A 22,515-nucleotide genomic window follows, 5' to 3' on the forward strand; every position below is an offset into this window, starting at 1 on the left:
GTGAATGTCAGCCCTTCCTCGCCGGCGGCTTGATCAGGTAGAGCCGGCGGGCCAGATCCAGCGCGGTGAACAGCACCTGGTTCCCGTTCCAGGGGTACCGGCGTCGCTGCTGCCACACCTGGCCGTTACCGGTCGGGTCGGTCGCGCGTGCCTGTAGGACGGCCCCGGACCGCTGGTCCCAAGTCCTGATCTCGTCCGCGTGATTGTGCACGGTCCAGGACGTCCCGCCGCGGATCGCCTGGGCGATCTGCGCCGGAATCGCCTGGAAGCGCGACCCTTCGGCCAGGGCCACGGCCAGCGTCTGGACGCTGTCCTCCATCGTGTGGGTGCTCGTGTTCGGGTCGTGATGGTAGATCTCGGACACCGCTTCCCGCAGGCGCCTCCGGCTGACGGTGACGTCCTCAAGACTCCGGTATTGGATGCCCCAGCCGAAGCGCGCCCTGCGGACGCCCCGGTACAGGTTGCCCGGGATCATGTCGTTCCCCTGCTGGGTGAACGTGTAGAGGACGCGGCTGGTCCCGGCCTCGTTCTGCACCAAGAACCCGAGTAGACAGGTGTCGGACCGGCGGAAGACTCCTCGGACCATGTGGCACCCGATGAACTCGTTCTCGGCGAACCGTCCGAGGTCGATCTCTTGCATGGCCGCGGGATCGGGGTTCCGGATCAGGTGGCCGGCACCGGGACGTGGGACGCTCTCCTCGCCCAGCATGGCGTTGCGGATGTTCGCGACCGTGCGGGTGTAGAGGGTGGCGAAGTCCTCGTCCTCCGTCTGCTCCGCCGCCTGCGCCTGCGGCTTGGCCTGGACGCTCTGGTTCTGCCCGTGTCGAGCCGGTGCGCCGTAGGTGACGGCCTCACTCACGCCCAGTGTGCCCGCAAGGACCGAAACCACCACGGCCGCGCTGACTAATCGCCGCCGCACCGGCTCGCGTTGGAACCGTTTGGCCCGGTCAACCCTTCGCGTCATCTCTTCCGTGTCTCCCATGTCAGGCCCAGAACTCGAACTCGGCCCGGAGCTTGCCCTTGGTGACCCGGCCTCCGTCGCTGTAGTAGAGGGCCCTGTACTTCGCGCCCTTCGTCAGGTTCGCGTCGATCAGGGTCGAGCCGTACGCACCGCAGTTGGCGTTGCCGCAAGCCCAGTCCCACGTGACGCGCTTGCCGTTGCTGTCCAGAATGTCGATCCAGTCCCAGCCGTTGTACGGATCCCGCCCCGAGGGCGCCACCCACGTGACGCTGACCCCCTTGATGTGGGACTGGTACCAAGAGCCCCTGAACTGCGCCGGCGATACCTCGCTGATCATGTAGTCGGTGTTGAGCTCGCCTTGCCCCGTGCCGGGATCTCCGGGACCGTCACGCTTGTCCTTCGGGGTTGCCAGAGCTCGCGTGCCGAGTCGGTCCCGGGAGCAGCCTGCGCGGTCTCCTTCGTCGGCTCGACCGAACCGGGCGACGCAGCCGAAGCCGTCCCCAGCGCCATCACGGACACACTCGCGAGCATCCCGGCCATGACCGCGGATCGCCGCCGAGGTGTGTTCACCCTGGCGAACAGGGAAGAGAGCTTTCCCTTGCGGGGTGTACGTAACAACATGCTTAGCTCTCCTTGCCGTTGACCGGTGATCGATGTGCCGGCAACGCTAGGAAGGGGTGTTCAACGATCCTTTGACGACCGCTCAACGCGAGCGTTCACGCATGTCTGCTGGGCATGATGATGACGTCGTGGGCCTCTCATCTGAAGGGGCGGCGAGAGGATTCGGGGGATGTAGCGGGCGTGTTGCCACGAGACTTCCCGGTGGAGTCGGCTGCCGGAGGCACCCACAGTCCCGGGGATGCCCGAGGTCGTGCAGGGCATCGAGCGGTGGTGGGGCCGCTCGACGCACTTTCCAGGGCGGAACCTTGTCGCAGGACGAGGACCCGGAGTTCGGCTTGAGGGTGCACGATCTTTCCCTGCGCGACTGCCGGGCCGGAGGTGTTCTGCACGGTGTGCAGTTCAGCGATGTCTCGGTGCACAATCTCGCCTCCGGTGGCCGGATATCGCCGTTCGGTTGTGTCTTCCGGCACGTCACGCTTTCCGGGCGCATCCCGCAGTTGATGGTGCGCGATGCCCACTCCGCTCTCCCGCCCAAGGTGCAGGAAGCCTTCCGCGATGGTGCCGAGCGCTTCTACGCCGCGGTCGACTGGGCATTGGACGTCACCGCCGCGAAGTTCTCCGATGCCGAGCTCTCCGGCATCCCCGGCCATCTGGTCCGCCGCGACCCCGAGACCCAGTTCGTCCTCCACCGAGACCGGGCCGAGGCCGCGGCCCCTCAGGGCTTCTCCGCCCGCGCGCGCTCCTACCTCGCCAAGGCCCGCACGTCCCCGTACCCGACGATCGTGGTGGTGGCCCCGACCCGCTCGAAGTACTTCAAGGACATGCTCAAGGACTTGGAGAGTCTGCGGGCCGCCGGAATCGCCGAATAGCAGCCGTCAGCCCCGAAGAGCGTCGTCGCTGACAGCGCGACCCCAGCGCTCACGGAGTAGTCACCGGAGAGCGACGTGCGATGAAAAGGCGCATGCGTCGTTCAGGCTGGCGCCGTTGGGAAAGGGCCTGTTGAGCAGGCACCTCGCCGACGGCCCACCGGTGCCATCTGGTCGAACCTGGCCGAGGCCGTCGAGAAGACGGTCGTTCAGCACCGAGCCCTTGAGCGTTACGTGGTTAATATTAACGATGCAAGGGTCCGCTAGGCTGGACGCATGGACGAAGGACTGGCAGAGCTCCTGCACCGCGTGGTCATGCTGATGGGTGAGGCGGCCCGGCGGCGCTCCGGCCCGGACCAGCGCCTCTCGCCCAGTCAACTGCGGCTACTGGGCACCCTTGAGGAGATCCAGCCCGCCACCCAGCACCAACTCGCCGAGGCGCTGACCCTGTCCGACCCCGCGATCAGTCGCGCCCTGCGCCCACTGGAGGCGGAGGGGTACGTGACCATCAGCGTCGACCCCACCCACCGGCGCCGACGCCTGGTCGCCTTGACCCCGACGGGCCAGGCCACTTTCCTGGCCGAGGGCAAACCGCTGGAGGAAGAACTTCGTACCGCCCTCCTGGAGGCCGGCTTCCCCTACGACCGCTACCTCGCGGACACCCACCGGCTCGCCGGGCTGTTGACACCTACGGAGCCGCGGCGCGCAGCCACGGCTCGGCAACCGAACGGCACACCGGAACCGGAATGAGCGGGGTCGGCGCGAGCACGGAGACGTTGAACCCCCAGTCACCCTGTATCGGCCTCCCCGAGGGCCTCGCCGCCGAGGCCAGGCAGGGGCTGGCGCATCACACCGGCTTTGCTGGGCCTGGGCGAGACAGCCCGCGCCCGCGCCATCCTCCTGTCGGCCCGGACTTTGCTGATGCGCCAGGGGGGCGCCGGGGCCTGACGAACGACTCAGCCAAGTTAGCGTCGTGCTCGATGAGTTGGGGTATGCGGAAGGTGCTGTGGCCGGGGGCGCTGTTTGCCCGCCGAGCCCGCTCCTTGACTCTGGCCCGTGACGGTCCGCCAGGCATTCCGACGGACCATCACGGAGTTTCGTCCGGTCTCTACCTACAAGGGCCGTTGATCGAAGCCTGCCCTTCCGCGAGGGCCGACGCGAACGGTCTGCCGCGCTCCCCATTCACGGAGGTGCACCAGACCGCTTCCCGGCTGTTCAGCGGGTGCAACTCGGCTATCAGGGCCTCTGTCTCCGGCGTCCTCTTCGTATTCAGCGCAGCCAGGAACTCCAGGAGCTCCATGGTCCGGTCCAGTTGCTCGGCACTCAGTTGCACCGCACCTGACTCCACGTCACCGTTGGTGAACGAGGGGCCGGGCAGGCTGCCCGCTTGGATGAGCTTGCCACCGATGGTGGCGTTGCCCGACACCGAGTTCACCACGTTGGTCATGCCGTGTCTCCCGAAGATCGTCATCAGTCGGGCGGAGCGTACTGTGCCGCCTGATTGAGTAGTCGCAGAGCGATGAACGAAGAAGGGTCTGCCGGAGATATTTCCGGCAGACCCTGCTGGGTTGGTTGGCGGCGTTGTCAGCGGACGAGGCTGTGGTGGGTGGGGTGTTGGGGTCGTCGCCGATCAGGCCGAGTGCTCGCGCAGGGTGTTGATGGCTTGGTCAGGCGGCTGGGCGGGCGGCGTGGCTGTGGTCCGAGCCGGCGCGGCGAACGTCCCGGGCGGCCAAGGCGATCATGACGGCGGGAATGAGGATGTCGTTGGCCAGGATGCCGCCCGTGTTTCCGGCGGCGTGGTCGCCGTTGGCGAACCACTGGTAGACATGGCCGATCGCGGCTCCCCACAGGAACGCGGCGGCCGCCAGCCCGCTCGTGAGGCGCTCGCGGGGCGACGCGTACGCACCACGGAAGCCCAGTACGGCGAGGCCGAGGTTGGCGAAGGCGATCTCGAACTGGAATGGCGAGGTGGCGAAGCCGATGGCCTCGGCCATGCCCTTTGGGAACGCCAGGAACGAGAGCGTGATCCACAGGCTTCCGATGCCGAGGGCGCCGACGGCCCACCAGCGCTGCCAGATCTCCGCCGCCGGCCGGCCCGAGTCGCGGCGGCGGCAGCTCAGCAGCGCTCCGAGGGCGGGCACCAGCATGAAGAGAAGAGGAAACGTGGTCTGAACGACGTAAGGCAGGGTGTCCATGACTTGAGTGTTGCATGGTTAATATTAACGATGCAAGAGTCCGTCGAGCTGGACGCATGGACGCATGGAGGCATGGAGGCATAGGCGAAGGATTGGCAGAGCTTCTGTACCGTGTGGGCATCCATGGGGAGATCCAACCTGCCACCCAGCACCAACTCGCCGAGGCGCTGGTCTTGTTCGACCCAACCGTCGCCACACCCGTGACCACGCCGATCGGGATTCAGGGGGGTTGACTCCCTTCGCCTCCGCCCATGCTCGGCTCGGAGTTGAACGGCGAAGCGCCCCGACCTGCCGAAGCGGGGCGGGGCGCTCTGGTGCCTGGTAGCCAGAGGCGTCCGTGCATGGGGCGCGGGGCTATCATCCCTGATGGAACGTCAGTTGCTGCTGAAGCGCGCCCCTGTCTCTGCCAGGACCAGCACCCGCCGTCCGTCGGAGAGTTGGGCGCCCTCGGAGGTGAACTTCAGTGCCCCGTCCGGGGTTTCCCACTCATCGCCCATGGGGTACTCCCGCGACAGGGCGTTCGGCATTCCGGCCTTGAGTACTCCGTTGTGCGCGCCGACCAGTTCTCCGTGGCCGAGGCTGAGCATGGCGTGGATCATCTTCTGGCGCCCGCCGTCGACCTGCACGAACGCCACGCGGTAGCCCATCTTCAGTCGGCTGAAGCTGTCTGCGTCCTTGATTTCCGTCCCTTCCCCGTTCAGGTAGGCGGTGAAGTCGTGGGCGGTGGTGGCGTTGGCGAGCCGGTGCATCTCGGCGTCGTCGAGGACGCCGGTGGTGCGCTGTATCGCGGCGACCACGGCCCAACTGGAGTCCCCGGCCTGCTTTGCCTCTCTCTGGAAGGCGTTGTCCCACCAGCGGTTCATGACGTGGTTGTGCACCTTGAGTCGGTTGGACTCGACATCCGATTCGGGCATCCGCCATACCTGACGCACGGTGGCCGCGTTGTACTCCTTCCCCGCGGGCAGCTCGCCGATGACCGCCTTGTTGAGTGCGTAGATCTCCCGCCACCGGTCCCCGTCGCCGAGCTCGCTGTTCGCGACCCGCCACAGGCTGTCGCCGTGCTGCACCGTGTAGCTGGGGAAGACCTCCAGCGAGAGAGCGGTCCCGGTCGGGAACTCCACGGTGCGGGTCTCCTCCGGCGGGACCTGTGCGACCGTGCCGTTGGCGCCGCGCAGGACGGCCGTCGTGTTCCGCTTCGGGGCGAGGGTGCACTTGATGATCCGCCCGGCGTACTTGAGGTGGAAACGCACCCGCGGGTGCAGCAGTACCTCCGCGACCTCGCCCAGGAAGCCCGGGAACACCACGTCGACCGTTCCGGCGGCGTGGCCTACCACCGGGGTCACCGTGGGGGCGTCGCCGACGACCGCGGTTGCCGTCGCTGTCGCCTTCGGGACGGTGGTGGCCTTGACCGAGACCCGTACCGTACGGTCGGCGAGGCGCGACGTCATGCCGGAGTCGTACCAGGTGGGACGGGTCAGCAACTGGGTGCCCTCCCGGTACTCCAGGGACCAGCGCGGCGCGTTGGTGCTGAACTCGGTGGCTGCGCTCCCGCTGTTGCTGAACTCCCGCATCTTGATGAGCTTGGTCGTCGTGCTCTGCCGGTACGTGGCCAGCCAGTTCTCCATGGGCAGGATGAGCGGGCCGTCGAGCCCCCGCATCCCCTTGTTGGCGAACTGGCCTGCCGAGAGGTCGAACACCCACTCCCTGCCGCCCTTGCGGCCGATCACCACGAAGTGGTTGTCGTTGAGGGTCATGCGTCCGCCGTTGGACCACATGTCCATGCCCGCGTAGCGGATGTCGGTGAAGCCCTTGCGGTGGGCGAACTCGCCCACCGGCTTCATCAGCTTCTCGCAGTTCTCGCTGGGGTTCGGCAGCAGCTTGCCGATCTCGCGGTCCTTGCGGGCGGAAGCCAGCAGTTTGGTCGACAACGTGCGGTCCGCGTCCGCGAGTTGAGCCACCCCGCTGTGCGGGCGCATCGACTCGATGCGGAACTCCGGGGCGTCCGCGTGCACGTACACTCGCACCTGCTGACCGTCGGCCAGTTCCCAGACACCGTCGCTGCGGAACCTCAGGCCCGCATCGTTGACGAGGTCGAACTCGGCGTAGCCGGGGCTCAGTCGGGGATTGATGCCGGCGTTGTTGAGACCGGTCACCCGGCCGCCGCCCGTCGAGGTCATGGCGTGCAGCATGGTCTGCTCGCTCCCGGTGCCGCGGACGATCGCCACCCGCTCGCCGGCCGGAATGCGCCCCAGGCTCTCCGGGTTGGCGACCGCCTTCATCTCCCTGCCGCCGAGGAACGCGTCGAAGCTCGTCGCCCGGGTCACCGAACGCAGCCGCGCCGCTTCCGCCGGTGTGATGACCCCGGCGAGCTCGTCCACCCGGATCGCCGCGTCCCAGCACACGTCGCCGCGGCGGAACGCGGCCACCGGCAGGTCCTGGTTGTGGGCGATGGCCGAGGCGTAGGCGGACGTGCGCTCCATGGGCGCCTTCCCTCGTACTCCGCCCTGGACGCGGCCCACGATCCGGCGGGCCAGGATCTTCTCCTGGCCCCTGGTGATCACCGTCCGGAGGTTCTTGGCCGCGGCGGCCTTCGCCCCGGGTGCCGCGGCGCGCAGGAACTTCGCCGCAGCGGCCACGTCCAGTGCCGCGCCGCCGATGGCGAAGACCATGCCCAGGGCGGCGTCGTCCTCCGCGTGGCGGCGCACCTCCCCGCGGTCGGCGGCCGCGCCCAACTGGCCCTGGAAGACGGAAGAGGCGATGCCGGCGGCCCCGGCGACCAGGCTGACGGCCAGCGCCGCGCCACCCGTCAGGCCGACCGCGACGAGCGTGGCCAGGTTGCTCACGGCGGTCGCCAGGTCGCGCCGGAACCGCAGGCCCTCGTCCCGTCGTTGTTCCTCGGGGGTGTACGAGAGCGCGTCCGCCTCCCTGCGGAGCTTGGTGAGGCCCGCGTCCCACAGGTCCTCGTACGCCTGGCTCGACGAGCGGAAGGTGAACGGAACGAAGCGGATCTCCCGGGAGCCGGCACCCAGGCCGCCAAGCCGGGCCCGCATCGGCCGGAAGTCGCTGGAGGAGGCCCGACCGCTCTCGTAGGCGGAAAGGTGTCCGCGGACGAACTGCTCCCAGTCCGTGGAGTAGAACATCGGTGACAGCACCTTCACGTCGCCGGTGGCGACCGACGCGATCAGGTGGTTCTCGCCGCACGGGAAGGCAACGAGATTGGGCACCACCTCTTCGTTGAAGACCACGAGCCGGGGCGGCTGTTCGCCGGACATCGCCGCGCTCACCGCGTCCGTGAGGGGATTGCCGTCCGGCAAGGCCGTGAACAGCCGCGCAAGGGCGCCCGCGACCCGGTTGCGCGCGAAGTCCAGGTAGGCGGTCTTGGTCTGCTGGGTATCGACGACCTTGAGCGATTCGGCCAGGATCGTGTCGCCGACCCGCTGGCGCACGGCATCGCTGCGCACCGCCCGCCACAGGCCCTGTGACAACGACCTCGGCTTGTCGACGAGACTGAGGGACCAGCCGCTGCTGGTCAGGTCGTTCTCCCGGTGCATCTCGCCGAGCACCACCTGGCGCACGGTGAAGGTGCGCTTCTTCCCCGCGTTCTCCCGGGGGTTGACCATGTTGGGGTTCTGCAGGCGGCGGAGGTAGGTGGCGGTGACCGGCGTGCCGAGGCCCACCGTCCGCGCCTCGGGCAGACCGCTCTCGGCCTCCAGGGCCTCACGGATCGTACGGTCGATCTTCGCCGAGGACTCCGCCCGCTCGTCGGGGGACACGGTGAGCTCCCGGAGCAGCGGGTCGATCACCGCGAACGGGTCCTCCTGCGCCGCGGCCGTCGGCCCGAACTCCTCCTGGCCACCGGACGCGTCCCCCAGACTGCGCTTCCTGCGCCTCCCCTTGCCCCTACCCTTCGGCTCGACCGTCGACGTGCCCGATGCAGAGGGTTCGTGGTCGGGCAACGGGGTGTTGGTGGGGGGATTGGTGAAGGGGCGTGCCAGGAGGCTCTTGTGCCCCTCGAAGACGAGGCCGGAGCGCTTCTTGTAGGCGGTGACCTTGTCGCGGTTGCCGGTGACGATGCGGGCGAGGTTGGTGAGGGACTCCCGTGCGGGCTGGGTGTCGCTGGCGGGGTCGTAGTAGCTGGTGTGGGCCCGTTCCCGGTTCTCGGTCCAACTGAGGGCGGGGTCGAGGGTGTACTCGCTCTTGAGGCGGGTGACCTTGCCGGTGGGGTCGTAGCGGACGTGGGTGGGGTCGATGCTGAAGTAGTTGAGCTGGCTGACGGGGTCGTGTTTGTGGGCGGCGGCGAAGATGCGGTGGGCGGGGATGTTGAGGTGCTGGGCGCGGCGGCCGGTGCCGGGGCTGCCGAAGAGGACGAGGTAGTCGGCTTCTCCGCCGCCGAGGGGTTCGCTCTTGTAGGCGGCGAGGGCTTGGTTGACGGAGCGTGTGACGGTCGATTTCGCCGGTCCGTAGAGGTACTGGGCCACGGAAAGGCCGGTGGGGTCCACCGCGACCTCGGCGAGGGGCAGCGTCTTCCTGAGGCCCTCGGTCGCGGCTTGTGTCCAGGTGCCGCCCTGCATGCGCTTCTTCGCGACGGCGGTGGGGGGAAAGAGCGAGACGACCTGGCGGGTCAGCTCCCGGGTGGTGCCGACGAGGGCGCCCTTGGCCCCGTCGGTGAGGCCGCCGGGCTGGGTGCTCCGCATCAGGGCGTAGCCCGCGACGACACTTCCGTAGCTGAACCCGTTGACCGTGACCTGGGGTTGTTCCGGGAGACCGGCGCTCCTGCGGGCGGCGCTGTTCTTCCAGAGGGCACGCCAGTGGCCGAGGTCGATGTTCAGGAGCCTGGAGCCGTCCTTGGCGGGCTTGTCGTCGCTGACCTCGCCCTTGCCCGCGCGGATGTCACGGGGTGCCTTGTAACCCTGCCAGGCGATGACGGCGACCTTCGCCGCGGGAGCGACGTTGTGGCACTCGTCGTGGACGGTGCGGGCGCGGCGGACGAGTTCGTCGAAGTTCGAGGGGTCGCTGCCCATTCCGGGGACCAGAACGGCGACATGGGTGGCGGTCTCGATGTCACCGACGGCGACGGACATCCGACCAATGCCCTCGAAGTCCGGTTCATACGACAGGACTTGGCACGGGAGTCCGGATCCGGCGGCGAGGGCCTTGGAGAGGTGGTGGGCGTTGGCCCTGCGGAGATCCTTGGCCGCCGGTTTCGGTGAGGGGCTGACGAACCGGGACGTGTTCTGGAACGGTTCGGGCTCGCCGCCCTGGAGCGCGTCGGTGAGGGTGTTCTCGGCGACCTCCACGTCGTGGCGGGAGATTACCGGTGTGACTTCGGCGGGGCCCGCCGGCGCGGGCGCCGGCCGGTCCAGGTCCGCCGCGAGCTCCTTCCTGTTGGCGGCGTCCGCCTGGGCGAAGTCGTGGGGCTGGCCGGCCTCCAGGGTGAGTTCCTCGGCGGGCTCGACGGCTTCCGCCGGGGGCGCGCTGGGAGTCCCGTCATGAGCGTTGCCGGGCACATTGGTTGATGTTCCCGGGGCCCCCGCCCAGACCCCCAGAGCCGCCGTGGCCCCAGGCGGTACAGCACTGCGGTGCGTGAGTGGGGGAGCGGGCCTCTGGATCGGCCTCTGCTCGTGGTTCTTGGACGGCTGCGCAGGGGCGAACTGATCCATAGTCATGTGGTGAACGTCCTAGCTTCTTGCGATGCGACGGGACATCGGGTTCGTCGCAAGCCCGGTCCATGTGATCTCGGCTTCCTGGGAGGCAGCCGCCCATTCCTGTGAGATCACGGCTGCGGAGAACACGTCAGATCACTTGGCAACACGACGCTAGCGCTGGGATCGGGGCGCTGGCCTTCCCTCTTCGGTGACACCCGTGTGCCGAAGGTTGAAGCGTTCCGTGTGTTCCGGGTTCGCCGAGGCGATCGGAAGTCCGGCGGATCGTGTGGTCGCGGATCACTGGCGAATCATCAAGAACCTTCTATTGCACCGCACTTGACGACAACACGTAAACGGGGCGAGCGGCGGACGTGTTGCCTCAAGGTGATCTTCCGCTGCTCCCGCTGCAGCTCGCATCGCATGGCGTCAATGGCCAAGGCCGTCCTCACGTTGGAGAGACAACGCTGACGTTGCTGTTTGGTATACCTCGGCCATGGCGTGGAAGGAACGCTTCGGTGCCAGGCTGCCGTCGGGCATGACCTTGCACACTCCGTAGGAGGCCATGTCGAGGTCGAAGCGCGGATCCTCGTGGTGCGGATACGTGTAGCTGGCGAAGGTGAACCAGAAGGCGGTGTCCACGCCTTCCTCGATGAAGACCTCCAATTGCTGGCGCAGGTAGCGAGCCTGTTCGTCTTCGTCGCGGATGAAGTCGCCGTTGATGCGCGGCGGGTCCGCATCGTGGTCGACGACGCCCCACCAGCCGCTGCCTCCGCGGGCGGCGGCGCCTCGGTAGGTGCAGCTGCCGAATTCGGTCGCCGCGAGCGGCTTGCCGTGCCGGCCATACTCGCGCAGGCCCTGGCGGAAGGCGTCACTGGCGTCGCCGTAGGCGTCGGCACTGACGATGTCGAAGGGTGCCCAGTCGATCTGTTCCCACGTTCCGGAGGCGTAGGTGATCTTGCCGCGGAACCGTGAGCGGACCGTCGCCGCGATGTCGGACAGCAAGGAGTTCAGCCGGGCAGGAACCTCGGCGAGGGCCGCCGATGTCGTCTCGTCGGGAGTGCCGCTGATCAGGGCTTCGATTCTGGCGATGCTGTCGTTGCCGGGGAGGATGCCGGCGGCGAACAGGCTCAACTCGCAGCCGGTGACGAAGACATCCGCTCCCACCTCTTCGGCGCGATCGGCGCAGTGGGCGAAGTAGGGCAGCAACTCCTCGGCGGACAGTTCGCAGGGGAACGGGGAGTACCAGACCTCCAGCCCGGCGTCGGTGGCGTGCCGGGCTGCGAGGGCCAGCCGGTCAGGGTCGCCACCGGTGATCCGTATGGCGTCACAATGCAGGTCGTTCGCGATCATGCGGATCTCGCGTCGTACCGCGTCGGCGTCGAAGACGGGCCGAGAACTCTTTCCGCTCGGAGTGAAGCCGGTGTCGTAGGTGATGCCTTTGGCTCGCATGGATGCTCCTGACAGTCGATCGACATCTGTTGCTGCGTCTCACCGGACGCTGATGTGGGGCGGATCGTGTGGACGGCTCGGGGTGCGTCGGTGGGCCGCTCGACGGTCGTCTCGGCCGCGCTGTCAGCTCGCTCCTTCTCGGGAGAGAGCCTCACACCTGTGCTCGGCGATCGGAGCCGAACGTTAGGGAGGAGTCGAAAGGCCGGTCAACGGTGATCTCCTCTGAACTGGGCTGTTTGCGCTGGTCAGCTGTGCAACTGGCGATTGCAATGACAGTGAGGGTCAATGCACGCCGAGCGAGGGGATGTTGCAACGGTTGGCACCCGGTGCACACTGTGGCCGAGACGCCCCGATCAGAGGAACCGCCCCCGATGCCAGGACGCAGGCTGACCAGAGCCGAACGGCAGCAGATTGCCGCCGGGTTGGCGCAGCGCCTGAATTACGCCGACATCGCCAGGAGCCTGGGTCGTCCCACGTCGACGGTGAGCCGCGAGGTCGCGCGCAACGGCGGACCCGCCCGTTACCAGGCGGGACTGGCGCAGCTCGCGACCATGCACCGAGCCCGACGCAGGCCGCAGCCGCCCGCGTCGGTGCAGCAGACCATCGAGCACCTCGGCCCCGACCCCGACGCAACGGCTGCGTTCGTCGCCGACCTCACAGCCGGCTTCGCCGAAACCGGCCTCCCGAGCACTGCCGCCCGCGTGATGGCCTGCCTGTTCTCCGCGGAGACCGGTAGCCGGACTGCCTTGGAGATGGCACAGCACATGCACGTCAGCGCCGCGACCATCTCGCAGGCGGTTCAACTGCTGGAACGGCAGGGTCTCATCCGCCGCGGCCGCGACGACCGGAGCCGCCGCCACCGGTATTTCCTCGACGACAACGCGGGCTTGCGGACCGTCCTGGCCAGTGCCGCCGCCAACCAGCAGCTCGCCGCCACCGCGTTGCGCGGCGCCGAGGTCTTCGGAGCCCGGACCGCTGCCGGAGCCCGGCTGGCTCTGGCAGGCCGATTTCTCGAACGCCTCGGAGAGGACCTCATCCACTCCGCCGAAAAGCACTGGCATGACATGGTGGGTGACGGGGCCGAGGAGCACTCGCCGACGATCCACAAGCCAACGGAGTAGTACGCGACCTCACTTGGCCAGGCGATGACCAGGCAGCCGGGAAGCCCGGGGCTTGTGACCGCAGCCATCCTCACCCTGGAGTGTCAGCGCCGAAAAGGCTTCGTGCGCGGTGTGCCTTGGTGCTGTCAGTTCTTCAGGATGCCTGCAGGGGGGCCTCCGAGTTCCTGGTACTTCGCCAGCACGGCGTCGGAGAACTCTTCCCCGTACAGGAGCCCGGTGAAGACCTCGGCGACGAACTCCAGGGGATTTGGTTTCTGGATGGCGTAGAAGCTCACCTGCGCTTGGAGATCCCCTGACACGTCGTCCAGGGACTCGCCGCACTTGCACTTCAGGAAGTCGTCGGAATGCCGCGCGTGGAGGATGTGCCCGATTTCGTGGATCGCGGTGGCGATGAACTGGTCCCGGGAGTACTGACGCTTTCCTTCTTCTTGCCCTGTGACTTGGTGGTGACTATGTGCGGCATTCCGCGAAGGTTTCCTGATGAGGAGACCCCGCCTCTGACGGTCTCTTCGGTGCCCTTCCTGATCTCCTGCGTTGCGGACCGAGATGGTGCGCCGAGGAACATGTCCGGACTGGGGTTGCCGACGAAGGCGATGGCTCCCTCGCCTTCTCCTCCGGAAAGGATGATGTTGAGGTGTGACGGAAGGTCGGCGCCTGCCTCCTTCACCTTCGTGAGCGCTTCACACGCCATCCTCAACCGCTCCTCCCAGGCGGGGTCGCTTGTGAGGTAGCTGACCGTGAGGGCGGTGCCGAGGAACTGCTCGTTGCGGGTGATGAACGGTCGCGCCCACTTCTCCAGGCTTTCGTTCTATCTGTCTTGACGGAACGCCCGCTCTGCATGCATGGTGCGTTCCTGTTTGTCGTTTTTCGGTTTTGGTGTCCGCCAGTGCGGTGCGGTGGATTTCTTGGACTCGTAATCGTGCATGGAGATGCCTTCAATTTGCTGGCTGGCATTGCGTTCAGGGCGGATCGCAGAGATTGGATTGGCTCGGACTGCCCGGCGAGGCGTTCGAGGCCGAGGGAGCCGGCTATCTGACGGTTGAATGACGGGCGGACAGCGAGGAGTTGCCGCGTCCGGCAGGGCAGGGCCTGACGGCGGGCGGGACGCGGAGTGGGGGCGCGTCTGGCAGGACGGCCGTCCGGTCCTGCGTGGTCCTGCGTATCAGCCGACCTCCTCGACGTTGCGTCGCGGCCGGGAGGTGCCACGGGTGCGGCCTCGGGGCGAGCTGTTGGGTTGGCCGTCGGGGGACCGCGGTGGAGTCAGGTGGGCGGCTCGTAGGGTCAGGTCGCGGACCGGCTCGGCCTCCACCGGTGTGGCGGGGCGGGTGACCGGGACCGTCACCAGGAGGTCGAGGACGGGGCGGGCCGGGGTGCCCAGGCCCGACCAGAGCTTCGCGGCCGGGGGCTCGGACCCCTCGGGCGTCTCGCGGAGCTTCAGGGCCAGGGTGTTGCCCTTCGACGGTTCGGGGTACGGCGTCAGGTGTTCCGTGGCCACGCACCACTCCAACAGGGTGCCGAGCAGCCGGTGTTCGTCCCGGGGGCTGTGGCCCCACACGGTGAGTGCGTAGCCGAGGCGGAAGTGGCGGGGCGGTCGGTGGTAGGCGACCACGACGCCGTGCTCATCGATGATGCTGGTGTCGCCGGACTGCCGTTGGGCCGTGTCCTCCTCGACGCTGTGCAGGAAGAGGTTGACGCACAGGCCGGAACGGCGGGCGGCCCAGTCGGAGTTCGGTGTGTCGAAGACGACCTGGGCGTTGACCCCGTGCAGGGGGCCTTGTCGCAACTCCCTTTCGAGGGTGTCGTCTACCTTCTGGACGATGCTCACTGGCCTGCTCCTGTGCGGGCGGTGGGGGAGGGGTGGAGGGGGCCGGTCATGCGGACTTGTCCGGCTCGGCGTTCGGCCCCTTGAGCGGGATCAGTTGGCCGACGACCACCGCGGTGGCGATGCACCCGGTTGCCGGCGGGGGCGGCGTGGAGGGGGTGGGGCCGGTGGAGGGGGTGAGGGCGGGGCCGCCGGTCGGGGGCGTCGCCGTGCAGTCGACCCGCAGGGTGAGGTTCTCGTTCTCCTTGAGCGACAGCGGGGCCGGCGGGGTGTAGTCCTTGATGTTGTTGATGCCGGTGGTCAGCAACTGCTGCGCCCCGGCCGCGAGGAAGACCGTTGCGCCCTCGGGTCCTGACGCCGACAGCTGGACGGTCTTGATCTCCAGTCGGTAGCCCTTGTCCACCTTGTAGGCGGCGGCCGGCTTGTTCTTCCTGGTGTCGGCGGTCAACGAGGTTTGGAACGGCTTCTTCTTCAGCGCACCCGCCGCGTCCTTCTCCTGCTCCGCCTTCTCCTCCGCGTCCTTCTCCTGCTGCTGTTTCTTCTTCTCCTTCTCGGCTTCCTTCTTCTCGGCCTCCCGCACGGCCTCCACCTGTGGGGGACCCTTGGCGGACTCTGTTTGGGCGCCGGGCTTCTTGCCGCCGAGCGGGGAGATCCACACCGCCGCGAACGCGATCGCGACGGTGCCGAGCACGATCAGTGTCTTGAGGGCCGGTTTCGGCAGGAACGGGCGCTGTCGGTGGACGTAGGAGACGGTGCATTCCTGTCCCTGTTCCCAGCCGACGCGGACCCCGATTTCCCAAGGGGTGGTGGTGCCGGTGAACGTCGGGCTGACCACCCGCACTCCGAGGCTGACGCGGGCCCGTTCGCCCGGCTTCAGCGTCAGTCGGCTGCGCCGCAACTTGGGGCGCAGCGGGGCCTTTTCGTCCTCGGCCGCCACCCGCAGGCGTACTGCGGTCGTGGCGTTGCCGGTGTTCTCCAGGACGACCAGGTTGCTGCTCCACAGCGCTCCGAACACCCGGGAGCGTGCCAACTGTGGCTCGATGTCGTGGAACTCGCCGACGGAGACGACCGCTTCGGGTACGGCTACCGCATGGGGGTCCTCGACCGAGGCGACATGTACGGCGAACGTCAGGGGGCCGGGGGCGAGTTCGCTGTCCAGGGGCAGGGTGAGGGGGATGTTGATCTTCTCGTGGTTGCCCGGGTAGACCGGGACCCGGCCGAGGTCCGTCTCGGTGTCCGGCCAGTCGGCGGGCGGTCCGAGCAGCCGTAGTCGGTAGGCGTCCACGATCCGGCTCTCGTTCCACACGCGTAGATGGACGGTGAGCGAGCTGCCGGGACTGATCACGTCCTCGGGGGCGATCAGTTCTGCCCGCACGCTCATGATGCCTGCCGGGTGAAGAACTGGATCTCGGCCATGGCGACGGGCATGCGTGGCTTGAGCCCGGGGTTGACCGCCGTGATCCGCACCTCCAGCGCGGTCACACCGTCGATGCCCAGGTCGAAGCGCTGTGGTCCTGGTTGGTCACCGAGATTGATGGCCTTCTCCACAACGCCCTGGTCGGTGGTGGTCGCGGTCACGGTGATCTTGGTCGGTCGGCCGGCCTCGAAGAACTGACCGGGTGTTTTCGACGTACCGTTGATGATGATGAGGGAGGTCAGGCGGAACGGCGCCTGGAACGTGGCCGTCCAGTATTCGCCGACCGCGTCCTCGCCGCTGCCCTGCGGCGCCCAGGCTTTGTTGTCGATGCCGTCGGAGGCCAGGTCGGGTTCGAAGCCCTTGGCGGAGCTGGAGGCGGAGACGGACTCCGGTGCGACCACGTGCTGGTCCAGGAAACGGTCCTTGACCAGTGGGACCGCGCGCTCCGCGGCGGCGGCGACGCTGCCCATCGAGACCCCGGCGAGCAGGCACACCGGCAGTGCGGCGAGCAGGACGTTCCAACGGCGGTCCCAGTGCCACACGTTGGGCCGTTCCACGTACTCCTGGCGCAGCCGTTCCCAGCGGGTGGGTACCGGTGGCTCGGGCTCCGGGCGCAGCAGGGCGCCGCAGGGATGGCAGTAGGTCCGGGACTCCGCGTTGGGCTCCCGGCACTCGGGGCACAGCAGGAGGTGTGACAGGTCGAGGGGTGGTGCGTCCGCGGCTGCGTGGGCGTCCTCGTACGGTGCGGTGCGCAGGACGAGTTCGCCGGTGATGACCCGGGGGTAGGCGGCGGTGGGCTCGGGCGTCGGCGCGGCGTATGCGGGGTAGTCCGACCAGGGCGCGGCGGCCGGGTACGGCTCCAGCACGCTGGGGTCGGTGGGCGGGGCGGGCTCCGGGGGGCCGCTCCACGGCTGGGGCCGTGCCGTCGGCGGTGCGGGCGTCGATGCCGGTTGCGCGAAGAGCGGGTCGGGCTCGGGAGCCGGAGCGGGCTCCGACGATACCGTCCGGTTCCGGCCGGTGCTGTCCCACCCCAGATACGCGCCGCACGAGACGCAGAACATCTCGCCCGGGTAGGCCACCACCCCGCAACTCCCGCACATGTCCTGCTCGTCGGGCTGGTGCCAGCCGCGGTGGCCGGACGAGGCCGAGCCCATCAGTGGCCACCTTCCGGTGCGTGCGGTGCACTCAGCGGGTCCGCGTCGTCCGCCACGGCGACCTCGGCCGTGACATGGGCGGGGATCCATTCCCGTACGAGTTCCGCCACGTCGTCCACCACCCAGGGGCGGTCCGCCGCCGTGCCGTAGGGGAGCAGTACCCGCACGCGGACCCAACTCCCTGTCGGAGCCGGTACGGAGGGGTCTTCGGGCCCGGCCGAGTAGTGCGTACCGCCGGATTCGGTGAGCTCCAACCGCCCGCCCAGTACGTGCCGGACGAGGAGTTCGAGCCCGGTCCGGGTGCCGCGCAGGCCGTGCAGTCGGTGGCCGAGGAGCAGCGCGTTGCGTCGGCCGATGGTCCCCACGCAGGCGGGCAGTGAGGTGTTGGTCCACCCCAGCATCCAGGCGACGAAGTCATCGGGTGCGGTGTGCGGGTTGAAGTAGGCGTCCAGGCAGTCGAGTGCGGTGATCAGCGGGGCCAGGGCGTCGTCGAAGCCGGCGATGAACCGGTCGGCGAAGTCCCCCTGCCGGTAACTCTCGGGCAGGATCGCCCGGAGCGACCGGCTTCCGGGCACGAGCGGCGGCAGGGGAGGTGCGGAAGCGGCCGGCGCCGACGGTGCGGGGGGTGGTGACGGCAGTCTTTCCATTGTTCTCTTCGGGTCTTCCCGTTCTCTTTCGGTGTGGGCTTGCGGCCATCTAGCGGTTCTTCACGGCGACTTGGTGGCGGAAGGAGAGGAACAGCGTCGCCGGACCGATCTCGATCCGCTCGGTGGGTGCCTGGCGCTCGCCCGTGCCGAGGTCGGCCGGATACATCTCCAGCTTCGCCACCGACTCCACACCTTCGCAGCGCGCGCTGACCGCGTACAGATCGCTCAGTCGCAGCGCCCGCCCGAGTGGCCAGCCCGAGCGGCGCTCGCCGTCGTGTGCGGACGGCAGCGGGCTCAGGCACTCGTACAGCGCGCGCAGTACGCGCTCGCGGACCTCCTGGCGGTCCGCGCCCTTGACCGTCTCCACTTCGGCGACGACCGTCACGCCCTGGTAGGCGGGGCCGCTGACGGACACCGACACCCCCAGCGGGCGGGCCGCTTCCACGGCACGGGCGGCACCGGCCAACAGCGCCTCGGAGGGCACCAGCTCGCGCCAACTGTCCTCGTCCCGCACGTCCCCGACCTGAGGAACGATCAAAACCCGTACCAGCCCGGCGCGTTCGGAGCCGGCCGGCTCGGCGACGCACTCGATCCGGCCCGCCTCCCGGCAGGCCGCCGCCGCGATCGACTCGTAGTCGCGGGCGGTCACGGCACGGTCCTGCGTGCGCAACGAGTGTCCGGCCCGCCGCCGGACGTTCTCCAGTGACTCGGCGTCCACTCCGCCGGTGGCGGGGCCGCGGTTCGCGACCCGGGAGACCAGCGCGACCGGGGTGCGCAGCACGGTGAGCGTGCCGGCGGCCACATTGCCGGCTCGGCCGCCGCCGCGCCGGTAGGAACCCGCCGTGATCCGGGCACCGATCTCCGGCACCGCACCGTACTGGCGCATCTCGCCGTGCGGCTGCCGCACGGACGGGCCGAACCGCACGGTGCCGCTCACCTCGTCCACCGTCACATGACGGTCGGTCGGGGAGGAGTCGGCGAACGAGGGGACCGCCTGCCATGCCTGTCGGCCGCTCTTGGTCTCCACCGACACCGTGCGCAGCGACCCGGCGGCCACCGGGGTGCGGTGGAGGGTGAAGGACTGCCCCGGAGTGCCGTCCGAGACGCCGAGTTCGTCGCGCGGCACGGTCTCGCCCTCCACCGCGTCGGTGGTTCCGCCGAGGGTGTACGCCTCCAGGGTGCCCACGGTGGGGGAGGCGGAGTACGCAGGGCGGCCGGGCCCGGCCTCGGTGACCCGGCATCGCAGCCAGCCCGCGCGGCGCCGCCCGATGAGCGAGGCGGTGTGCCCCTCGGGCAGGTGCAGCACGATCTCGCCGGGCCGGTTCAGGCCCCCCGTCTCGTCGCTCTCGACCTCACAGGCCACCCAACCCTCTCCGCACCACGCCTCCCAGACCCGCGGCGGGCGGCGTGGGTCGACACCCACCCCGTCCAGTCGGCAGTCCACCCGCAGCGCCACCGTGCAGCGCGGGGCCGCCTGCGACAGGCCGACCAGCAGGGTGTCACCCGGCGCCGGTGGTTGTGCGAAACAGGCCACCGGCTCTCCTGCCAGGAAGCGTTCGGTGACCAGCTCGGGTGGTTGCGCGGCCGACGCGGTGCCGATCTGTCGCAGCGCGGTCGAGGCGATCTGCAACTCCCGGTCGACGGTGAAGACATGGGCGGGCGCGCTACCCGTGCGCGGCGTGGCCACCTCGGTCCCCACCGGTACGCGGATGTCCGCCTCCTGAGGTGCCGAGAGGCGGAACGTCAGCTCGGTACGGGCGGCTTGAGGAGCCGTCAGCTGGACACCCAGAAGATCCAGGAACTCCAGGTGGACCTTCTCGGGGACCCGGTTGAGTCGGTACGACAGCTGGTCGACCATCTGCGCGAACGCCTCGATGAGTGCCACACCGGGGTCGGAGACGTTGTGATCGGTCCACTCCGGGCAACGGCGCTGGATGAACCGTTTGGCGTCGTCGACGAGGTCCTGGAACCTGCGGTCGTCCAGGTGGGGGCTAGGCAGCGACATCGTCTTCCCTCCTCGACGTCCGCGAGGCGTCGTGTTGCTGATCGAGGTGCGCCCCCGCGCCGTCGTGGGCGGGGATCACGTAGAACGGATGGACCAGGTTGCGGCGGCTGTTGGTGCCGGCCAGCCGGTAGACGACGTGGATGTCCAGGACCTCCTGGTGCTCGGCGGCCTGCACCACGTGCACCTCCTCCACCGCGATCCGCGGCTCCCAGCGCTCCAGGGCGCGCCGTACCTCGTGCGCGATGGCGCCGCTGGTGGCTGCGTCGAAGGAGCCGAAGACCCGGTCGCGGATGGCGCAGCCGAACTCCGGCCGCATGGGCCGCTCGCCCGGTTCGGTGCCCAGGATGAGCCGGATCGCCTGTTCCACGTCGGTGGAGCCCTCGGCCATCGCCACCCCGCCGGATGGGCTGACTCCCAGGGGGAAGGCCCAGCCCCGGCCGATGAAGAAGTCGGACACGGCGCTCAACTGCCGATCATGACGGTCGGACAGCCGGCCATGATCATGCCGCCGCAGCCGAGGGTGTCGCCCATCGCCGCGGCCGGCATGCCGCCGATCAGTACCTTGCGCACGGCGACGACCGGCACCGGTGGAATCGGCGGGATGTGGACGGGTCCCAGGCAGGTGGCCAACGAACCGGTCACGGCCGCCGGTTGGCCGCCTATCAGGACGTTGGCCGCCATCGGCGGCCCCGTCACCACTCCGGCCGCGGCGCCGTGCGTGGTCGGGTCACCTATGCGTGCAGCAGCAGGCATGCTCGTGCACTCCTCTCTACGGGGTCAACACCCCCTGGGAAAAGGTCAGTTGATCTTGACGAGGGCGGCCGAGATCTCGGCGAGGGCGCCGCCGGAGACCTTCATCTTCGCGGCGGCGCTCAACTGGACTTCGGTGCCGGAGAGTTCGACCTTGGTCCCGGAGAGCTCCAGGCCCTGCTGGGCGCTGACCTTGACCTTCTGGCCCTTCAGTTCGAGCGGCGCCTGGCCCGCGTCCACGGTGATGCCGTGCTTCGCGGAGATCTCCACGCTGCCGTCGCTGTGCACCGAGATCAGCGTGTTGTGCTGGTCCAACTGGAGCCGCAGCTTGCCGTCACCGGTGACCAGGGTGGCCCCCATGCCCGGACTGCCCGCGTCCAGCAGCTCCAGGCGGTGCCCCTCCTTCGAGGCGAACGACCGCCGATTGGCCTTGCCCTTGCTCTTGTCGACCAAGTCGAGCTGGTGCGAGGCGAGTTGGTCCACGCCGTTGTAGAGCCCGCCCACCACGTACGGCCGGTCCAGGCAGCCGTCCTCGAAGCCGACCAGCACCTCCTCGCCCACCTCCGGCAGCACGACACCGTGGCCGCCGCTGCCGCCGAGCTGCACCGTGCGCGCCCAGTCGCTCTGGTACTCCGGGTCCAGCCACGGCAGTTGCACCTTGACCCGGCCCCGCTTCTGCTCGTCCTTGATGTCGACGACCTTGCCCGGGTGCAGCCCGTGGAAGCGGCGCAGCCCCGCCTCACTGTCCCCAGGGCGACCGACGCGGATCCGATCCGCCCTCTCGTCGACCGTGACGGACGTCAAATAGCCTGCCTCCGGATGGTATTCATGGCAGACACCGGTCACGGTGTAGCGTCCCTGGAACCGTGGGCCCAACCCTTTGAGAGCCACCGCGGACCCCAGCCGCAGCCGCGGCTCACCCCGGACGACCGCCCGCAGCCGGGTCAGCCCCGCGGCCACCTCCTGCGCCATGACCTCCGCGACCTGCTCGGCCTCGTGCTGGGTGCCGCGCGGCAACCTCGCCAGCAACAGCGGTTCCCCGCGTACCGCACCCGGCTCTGCCCGCCACGCCACATCCCGCCGCGGCGACCCGTCCGGCTTCCGTCGCGCGGTGAAGGGCTCCTTGCGCTCGGGGTCCCAGGCACGCACCGCCACCTCGGTCACCTGCTCATGCAGGGACGCCGCGGACGAGACCTTCACCAGGTTCTCGCCGAATTCCAACGCGTAGGGGCTCTGCCGGGACGGGGTGCCCTTCGCCGGCCCGTCCGAGGCCCGCGTCGGCCGGGTGAAGTGCAGCTTGCCCTCCCGGAAGAACAGCTCACACCCGTTCTCCCGGGCGAGGTGGGCCAGGAAGTCCCAGTCGGACATGGCCGGTTGGGTAAGGAACGGGTACTTCGGCCCGGTGCGGTCGACGGTCCCGGTGGGCACCCCCGTCAGCTTCGCCACCTGCTCGACGATCTCCCCGGCCGACATCTGGTGATAGGCCAGGACACGCGTGCCACGCCGCAACCGGTGCGCGCGATCCTCGGCGCGCACCACGGTGAACACCCCGCCGCCCGCCGTCCCGGCCTCCGCCGACGCGCGGGTCTCACAGTCGGTCACCTCGCCCTCGAAGAGTGCGTGCCCGCCATCCGCGGCGAAGGCGGTCAGCCGCACCGCGCTGCCCAGGTCGATGTCGCCCCCGGCCAGGAGCGCGGTCCCCTGCGGGCCCCGGAAACCGAGTTCGGCCGATGCCGAGGCCCGGCCGTTCTCCTCCACGCGCGCCCAGGCAAGGGCGGTGTCACAGGCGGGCGGCAGGCGTCGGCCGTTGATCCAGATGCCCAGTCCTGCCGTATGGCGTCCAGTCATGTTCGTGCGCAGTC

Annotated in this window: 19 protein-coding genes; 3 read left to right on the top strand and 16 right to left on the bottom strand. The window is 69.0% G+C overall.

Going from position 1 to position 22,515, the window contains the following annotated elements:
• Positions 1-7 precede the first annotated feature (7 nt).
• Both ACIQU6_RS30385 and ACIQU6_RS30390 read right to left on the bottom strand, forming a co-directional pair.
• Positions 8-859, bottom strand: coding sequence for a ribosome-inactivating family protein (locus ACIQU6_RS30385; RefSeq protein ID WP_403484905.1), 852 nt, complete (start codon positions 857-859; stop codon positions 8-10).
• A 124-nt stretch (positions 860-983) separates the two neighbouring features.
• The gene (locus ACIQU6_RS30390) at positions 984-1,298 is read right to left on the bottom strand and encodes a hypothetical protein (protein WP_403484906.1); all 315 of its coding nucleotides are present in this window, start codon (positions 1,296-1,298) and stop codon (positions 984-986) included.
• A gap of 589 nt (positions 1,299-1,887) precedes the next feature.
• Between ACIQU6_RS30390 and ACIQU6_RS30395 the strand changes: the two genes are divergently transcribed.
• Both ACIQU6_RS30395 and ACIQU6_RS30400 read left to right on the top strand, forming a co-directional pair.
• Positions 1,888-2,451: a hypothetical protein gene (locus ACIQU6_RS30395; protein WP_403484907.1), complete on the top strand. Its 564-nt coding sequence runs from the start codon at positions 1,888-1,890 to the stop codon at positions 2,449-2,451.
• 273 nt (positions 2,452-2,724) lie between these two features.
• Positions 2,725-3,198: a MarR family winged helix-turn-helix transcriptional regulator gene (locus ACIQU6_RS30400; protein ID WP_403484908.1), complete on the top strand. Its 474-nt coding sequence runs from the start codon at positions 2,725-2,727 to the stop codon at positions 3,196-3,198.
• 358 nt (positions 3,199-3,556) lie between these two features.
• On the opposite strand, the gene ACIQU6_RS30405 is transcribed toward ACIQU6_RS30400, so the two are convergent.
• The 4 genes from ACIQU6_RS30405 to ACIQU6_RS30420 form a co-directional block, all read right to left on the bottom strand.
• Positions 3,557-3,895 carry a hypothetical protein gene (locus tag ACIQU6_RS30405; RefSeq protein WP_403484909.1) on the bottom strand — a complete coding sequence of 113 codons (339 nt, stop codon included), beginning with the start codon at positions 3,893-3,895 and terminating at the stop codon, positions 3,557-3,559.
• Between the two features lie 220 nt (positions 3,896-4,115).
• Positions 4,116-4,643 carry a DUF6790 family protein gene (locus ACIQU6_RS30410; RefSeq protein ID WP_403484910.1) on the bottom strand — a complete coding sequence of 176 codons (528 nt, stop codon included), beginning with the start codon at positions 4,641-4,643 and terminating at the stop codon, positions 4,116-4,118.
• Between the two features lie 374 nt (positions 4,644-5,017).
• A complete protein-coding gene (locus ACIQU6_RS30415) occupies positions 5,018-10,150 on the bottom strand; it encodes an alpha/beta hydrolase (protein WP_403484911.1) in 5,133 nt (1,710 codons plus the stop codon).
• Between the two features lie 564 nt (positions 10,151-10,714).
• Positions 10,715-11,737 carry a hypothetical protein gene (locus ACIQU6_RS30420; protein WP_403484912.1) on the bottom strand — a complete coding sequence of 341 codons (1,023 nt, stop codon included), beginning with the start codon at positions 11,735-11,737 and terminating at the stop codon, positions 10,715-10,717.
• Between the two features lie 371 nt (positions 11,738-12,108).
• Here ACIQU6_RS30420 and ACIQU6_RS30425 point away from each other — a divergent pair, with 371 nt between their 5' ends.
• Positions 12,109-12,858: a helix-turn-helix domain-containing protein gene (locus ACIQU6_RS30425; protein WP_403484913.1), complete on the top strand. Its 750-nt coding sequence runs from the start codon at positions 12,109-12,111 to the stop codon at positions 12,856-12,858.
• Between the two features lie 125 nt (positions 12,859-12,983).
• Here the strand turns inward: ACIQU6_RS30425 and ACIQU6_RS30430 are convergent, their stop codons facing one another.
• The 10 genes from ACIQU6_RS30430 to ACIQU6_RS30475 all read right to left on the bottom strand — a co-directional run bounded on the left by ACIQU6_RS30430 (position 12,984) and on the right by ACIQU6_RS30475 (position 22,501).
• Positions 12,984-13,133 (bottom strand): hypothetical protein, encoded by a 150-nt coding sequence (locus tag ACIQU6_RS30430; RefSeq protein ID WP_403484914.1) that lies wholly within the window; start codon positions 13,131-13,133, stop codon positions 12,984-12,986.
• Between the two features lie 53 nt (positions 13,134-13,186).
• Positions 13,187-13,549, bottom strand: coding sequence for a hypothetical protein (locus ACIQU6_RS30435; protein WP_403484915.1), 363 nt, complete (start codon positions 13,547-13,549; stop codon positions 13,187-13,189).
• A 471-nt stretch (positions 13,550-14,020) separates the two neighbouring features.
• Positions 14,021-14,683, bottom strand: coding sequence for a DUF4255 domain-containing protein (locus tag ACIQU6_RS30440; RefSeq protein WP_403484916.1), 663 nt, complete (start codon positions 14,681-14,683; stop codon positions 14,021-14,023).
• 46 nt (positions 14,684-14,729) lie between these two features.
• Positions 14,730-16,061 (bottom strand): hypothetical protein, encoded by a 1,332-nt coding sequence (locus ACIQU6_RS30445; protein WP_403484917.1) that lies wholly within the window; start codon positions 16,059-16,061, stop codon positions 14,730-14,732.
• Positions 16,058-17,251 carry an NADase-type glycan-binding domain-containing protein gene (locus ACIQU6_RS30450; RefSeq protein ID WP_403484918.1) on the bottom strand — a complete coding sequence of 398 codons (1,194 nt, stop codon included), beginning with the start codon at positions 17,249-17,251 and terminating at the stop codon, positions 16,058-16,060. The genes ACIQU6_RS30445 and ACIQU6_RS30450 overlap by 4 nt, the downstream gene beginning before the upstream one ends.
• Positions 17,251-17,826 (bottom strand): hypothetical protein, encoded by a 576-nt coding sequence (locus ACIQU6_RS30455; RefSeq protein WP_403484919.1) that lies wholly within the window; start codon positions 17,824-17,826, stop codon positions 17,251-17,253. The genes ACIQU6_RS30450 and ACIQU6_RS30455 overlap by 1 nt, the downstream gene beginning before the upstream one ends.
• Positions 17,827-17,947: 121 nt before the next feature.
• Positions 17,948-19,903 (bottom strand): putative baseplate assembly protein, encoded by a 1,956-nt coding sequence (locus ACIQU6_RS30460; protein WP_403484920.1) that lies wholly within the window; start codon positions 19,901-19,903, stop codon positions 17,948-17,950.
• Positions 19,890-20,360, bottom strand: a complete 471-nt coding sequence (locus tag ACIQU6_RS30465; protein ID WP_403484930.1) for a GPW/gp25 family protein — start codon at positions 20,358-20,360, stop codon at positions 19,890-19,892. The genes ACIQU6_RS30460 and ACIQU6_RS30465 overlap by 14 nt, the downstream gene beginning before the upstream one ends.
• A gap of 5 nt (positions 20,361-20,365) precedes the next feature.
• A complete protein-coding gene (locus tag ACIQU6_RS30470) occupies positions 20,366-20,656 on the bottom strand; it encodes a PAAR domain-containing protein (protein WP_403484921.1) in 291 nt (96 codons plus the stop codon).
• Between the two features lie 45 nt (positions 20,657-20,701).
• Complete coding sequence (locus tag ACIQU6_RS30475; protein WP_403484922.1) at positions 20,702-22,501, bottom strand: VgrG-related protein; 1,800 nt, start codon at positions 22,499-22,501, stop codon at positions 20,702-20,704.
• Positions 22,502-22,515 lie beyond the last annotated feature (14 nt).

The sequence above is a fragment of the Streptomyces sp. NPDC090442 genome, from assembly GCF_044769405.1.
GTDB lineage: Bacteria > Actinomycetota > Actinomycetes > Streptomycetales > Streptomycetaceae > Streptomyces.

Bases quoted from the DNA above. Each gene is read 5' to 3' on its own strand.
- ACIQU6_RS30445 (WP_403484917.1), bottom strand. From the start codon at position 16,061: ATGAGCGTGCGGGCAGAACTGATCGCCCCCGAGGACGTGATCAGTCCC.
- ACIQU6_RS30425 (WP_403484913.1), top strand. From the start codon at position 12,109: ATGCCAGGACGCAGGCTGACCAGAGCCGAACGGCAGCAGATTGCCGCC.
- ACIQU6_RS30400 (WP_403484908.1), top strand. From the start codon at position 2,725: ATGGACGAAGGACTGGCAGAGCTCCTGCACCGCGTGGTCATGCTGATG.
- ACIQU6_RS30410 (WP_403484910.1), bottom strand. From the start codon at position 4,643: ATGGACACCCTGCCTTACGTCGTTCAGACCACGTTTCCTCTTCTCTTC.
- ACIQU6_RS30405 (WP_403484909.1), bottom strand. From the start codon at position 3,895: ATGACCAACGTGGTGAACTCGGTGTCGGGCAACGCCACCATCGGTGGC.
- ACIQU6_RS30420 (WP_403484912.1), bottom strand. From the start codon at position 11,737: ATGCGAGCCAAAGGCATCACCTACGACACCGGCTTCACTCCGAGCGGA.
- ACIQU6_RS30435 (WP_403484915.1), bottom strand. From the start codon at position 13,549: ATGGCGTGTGAAGCGCTCACGAAGGTGAAGGAGGCAGGCGCCGACCTT.
- ACIQU6_RS30390 (WP_403484906.1), bottom strand. From the start codon at position 1,298: ATGATCAGCGAGGTATCGCCGGCGCAGTTCAGGGGCTCTTGGTACCAG.
- ACIQU6_RS30475 (WP_403484922.1), bottom strand. From the start codon at position 22,501: ATGACTGGACGCCATACGGCAGGACTGGGCATCTGGATCAACGGCCGA.
- ACIQU6_RS30450 (WP_403484918.1), bottom strand. From the start codon at position 17,251: ATGGGCTCGGCCTCGTCCGGCCACCGCGGCTGGCACCAGCCCGACGAG.
- ACIQU6_RS30460 (WP_403484920.1), bottom strand. From the start codon at position 19,903: ATGTCGCTGCCTAGCCCCCACCTGGACGACCGCAGGTTCCAGGACCTC.
- ACIQU6_RS30470 (WP_403484921.1), bottom strand. From the start codon at position 20,656: ATGCCTGCTGCTGCACGCATAGGTGACCCGACCACGCACGGCGCCGCG.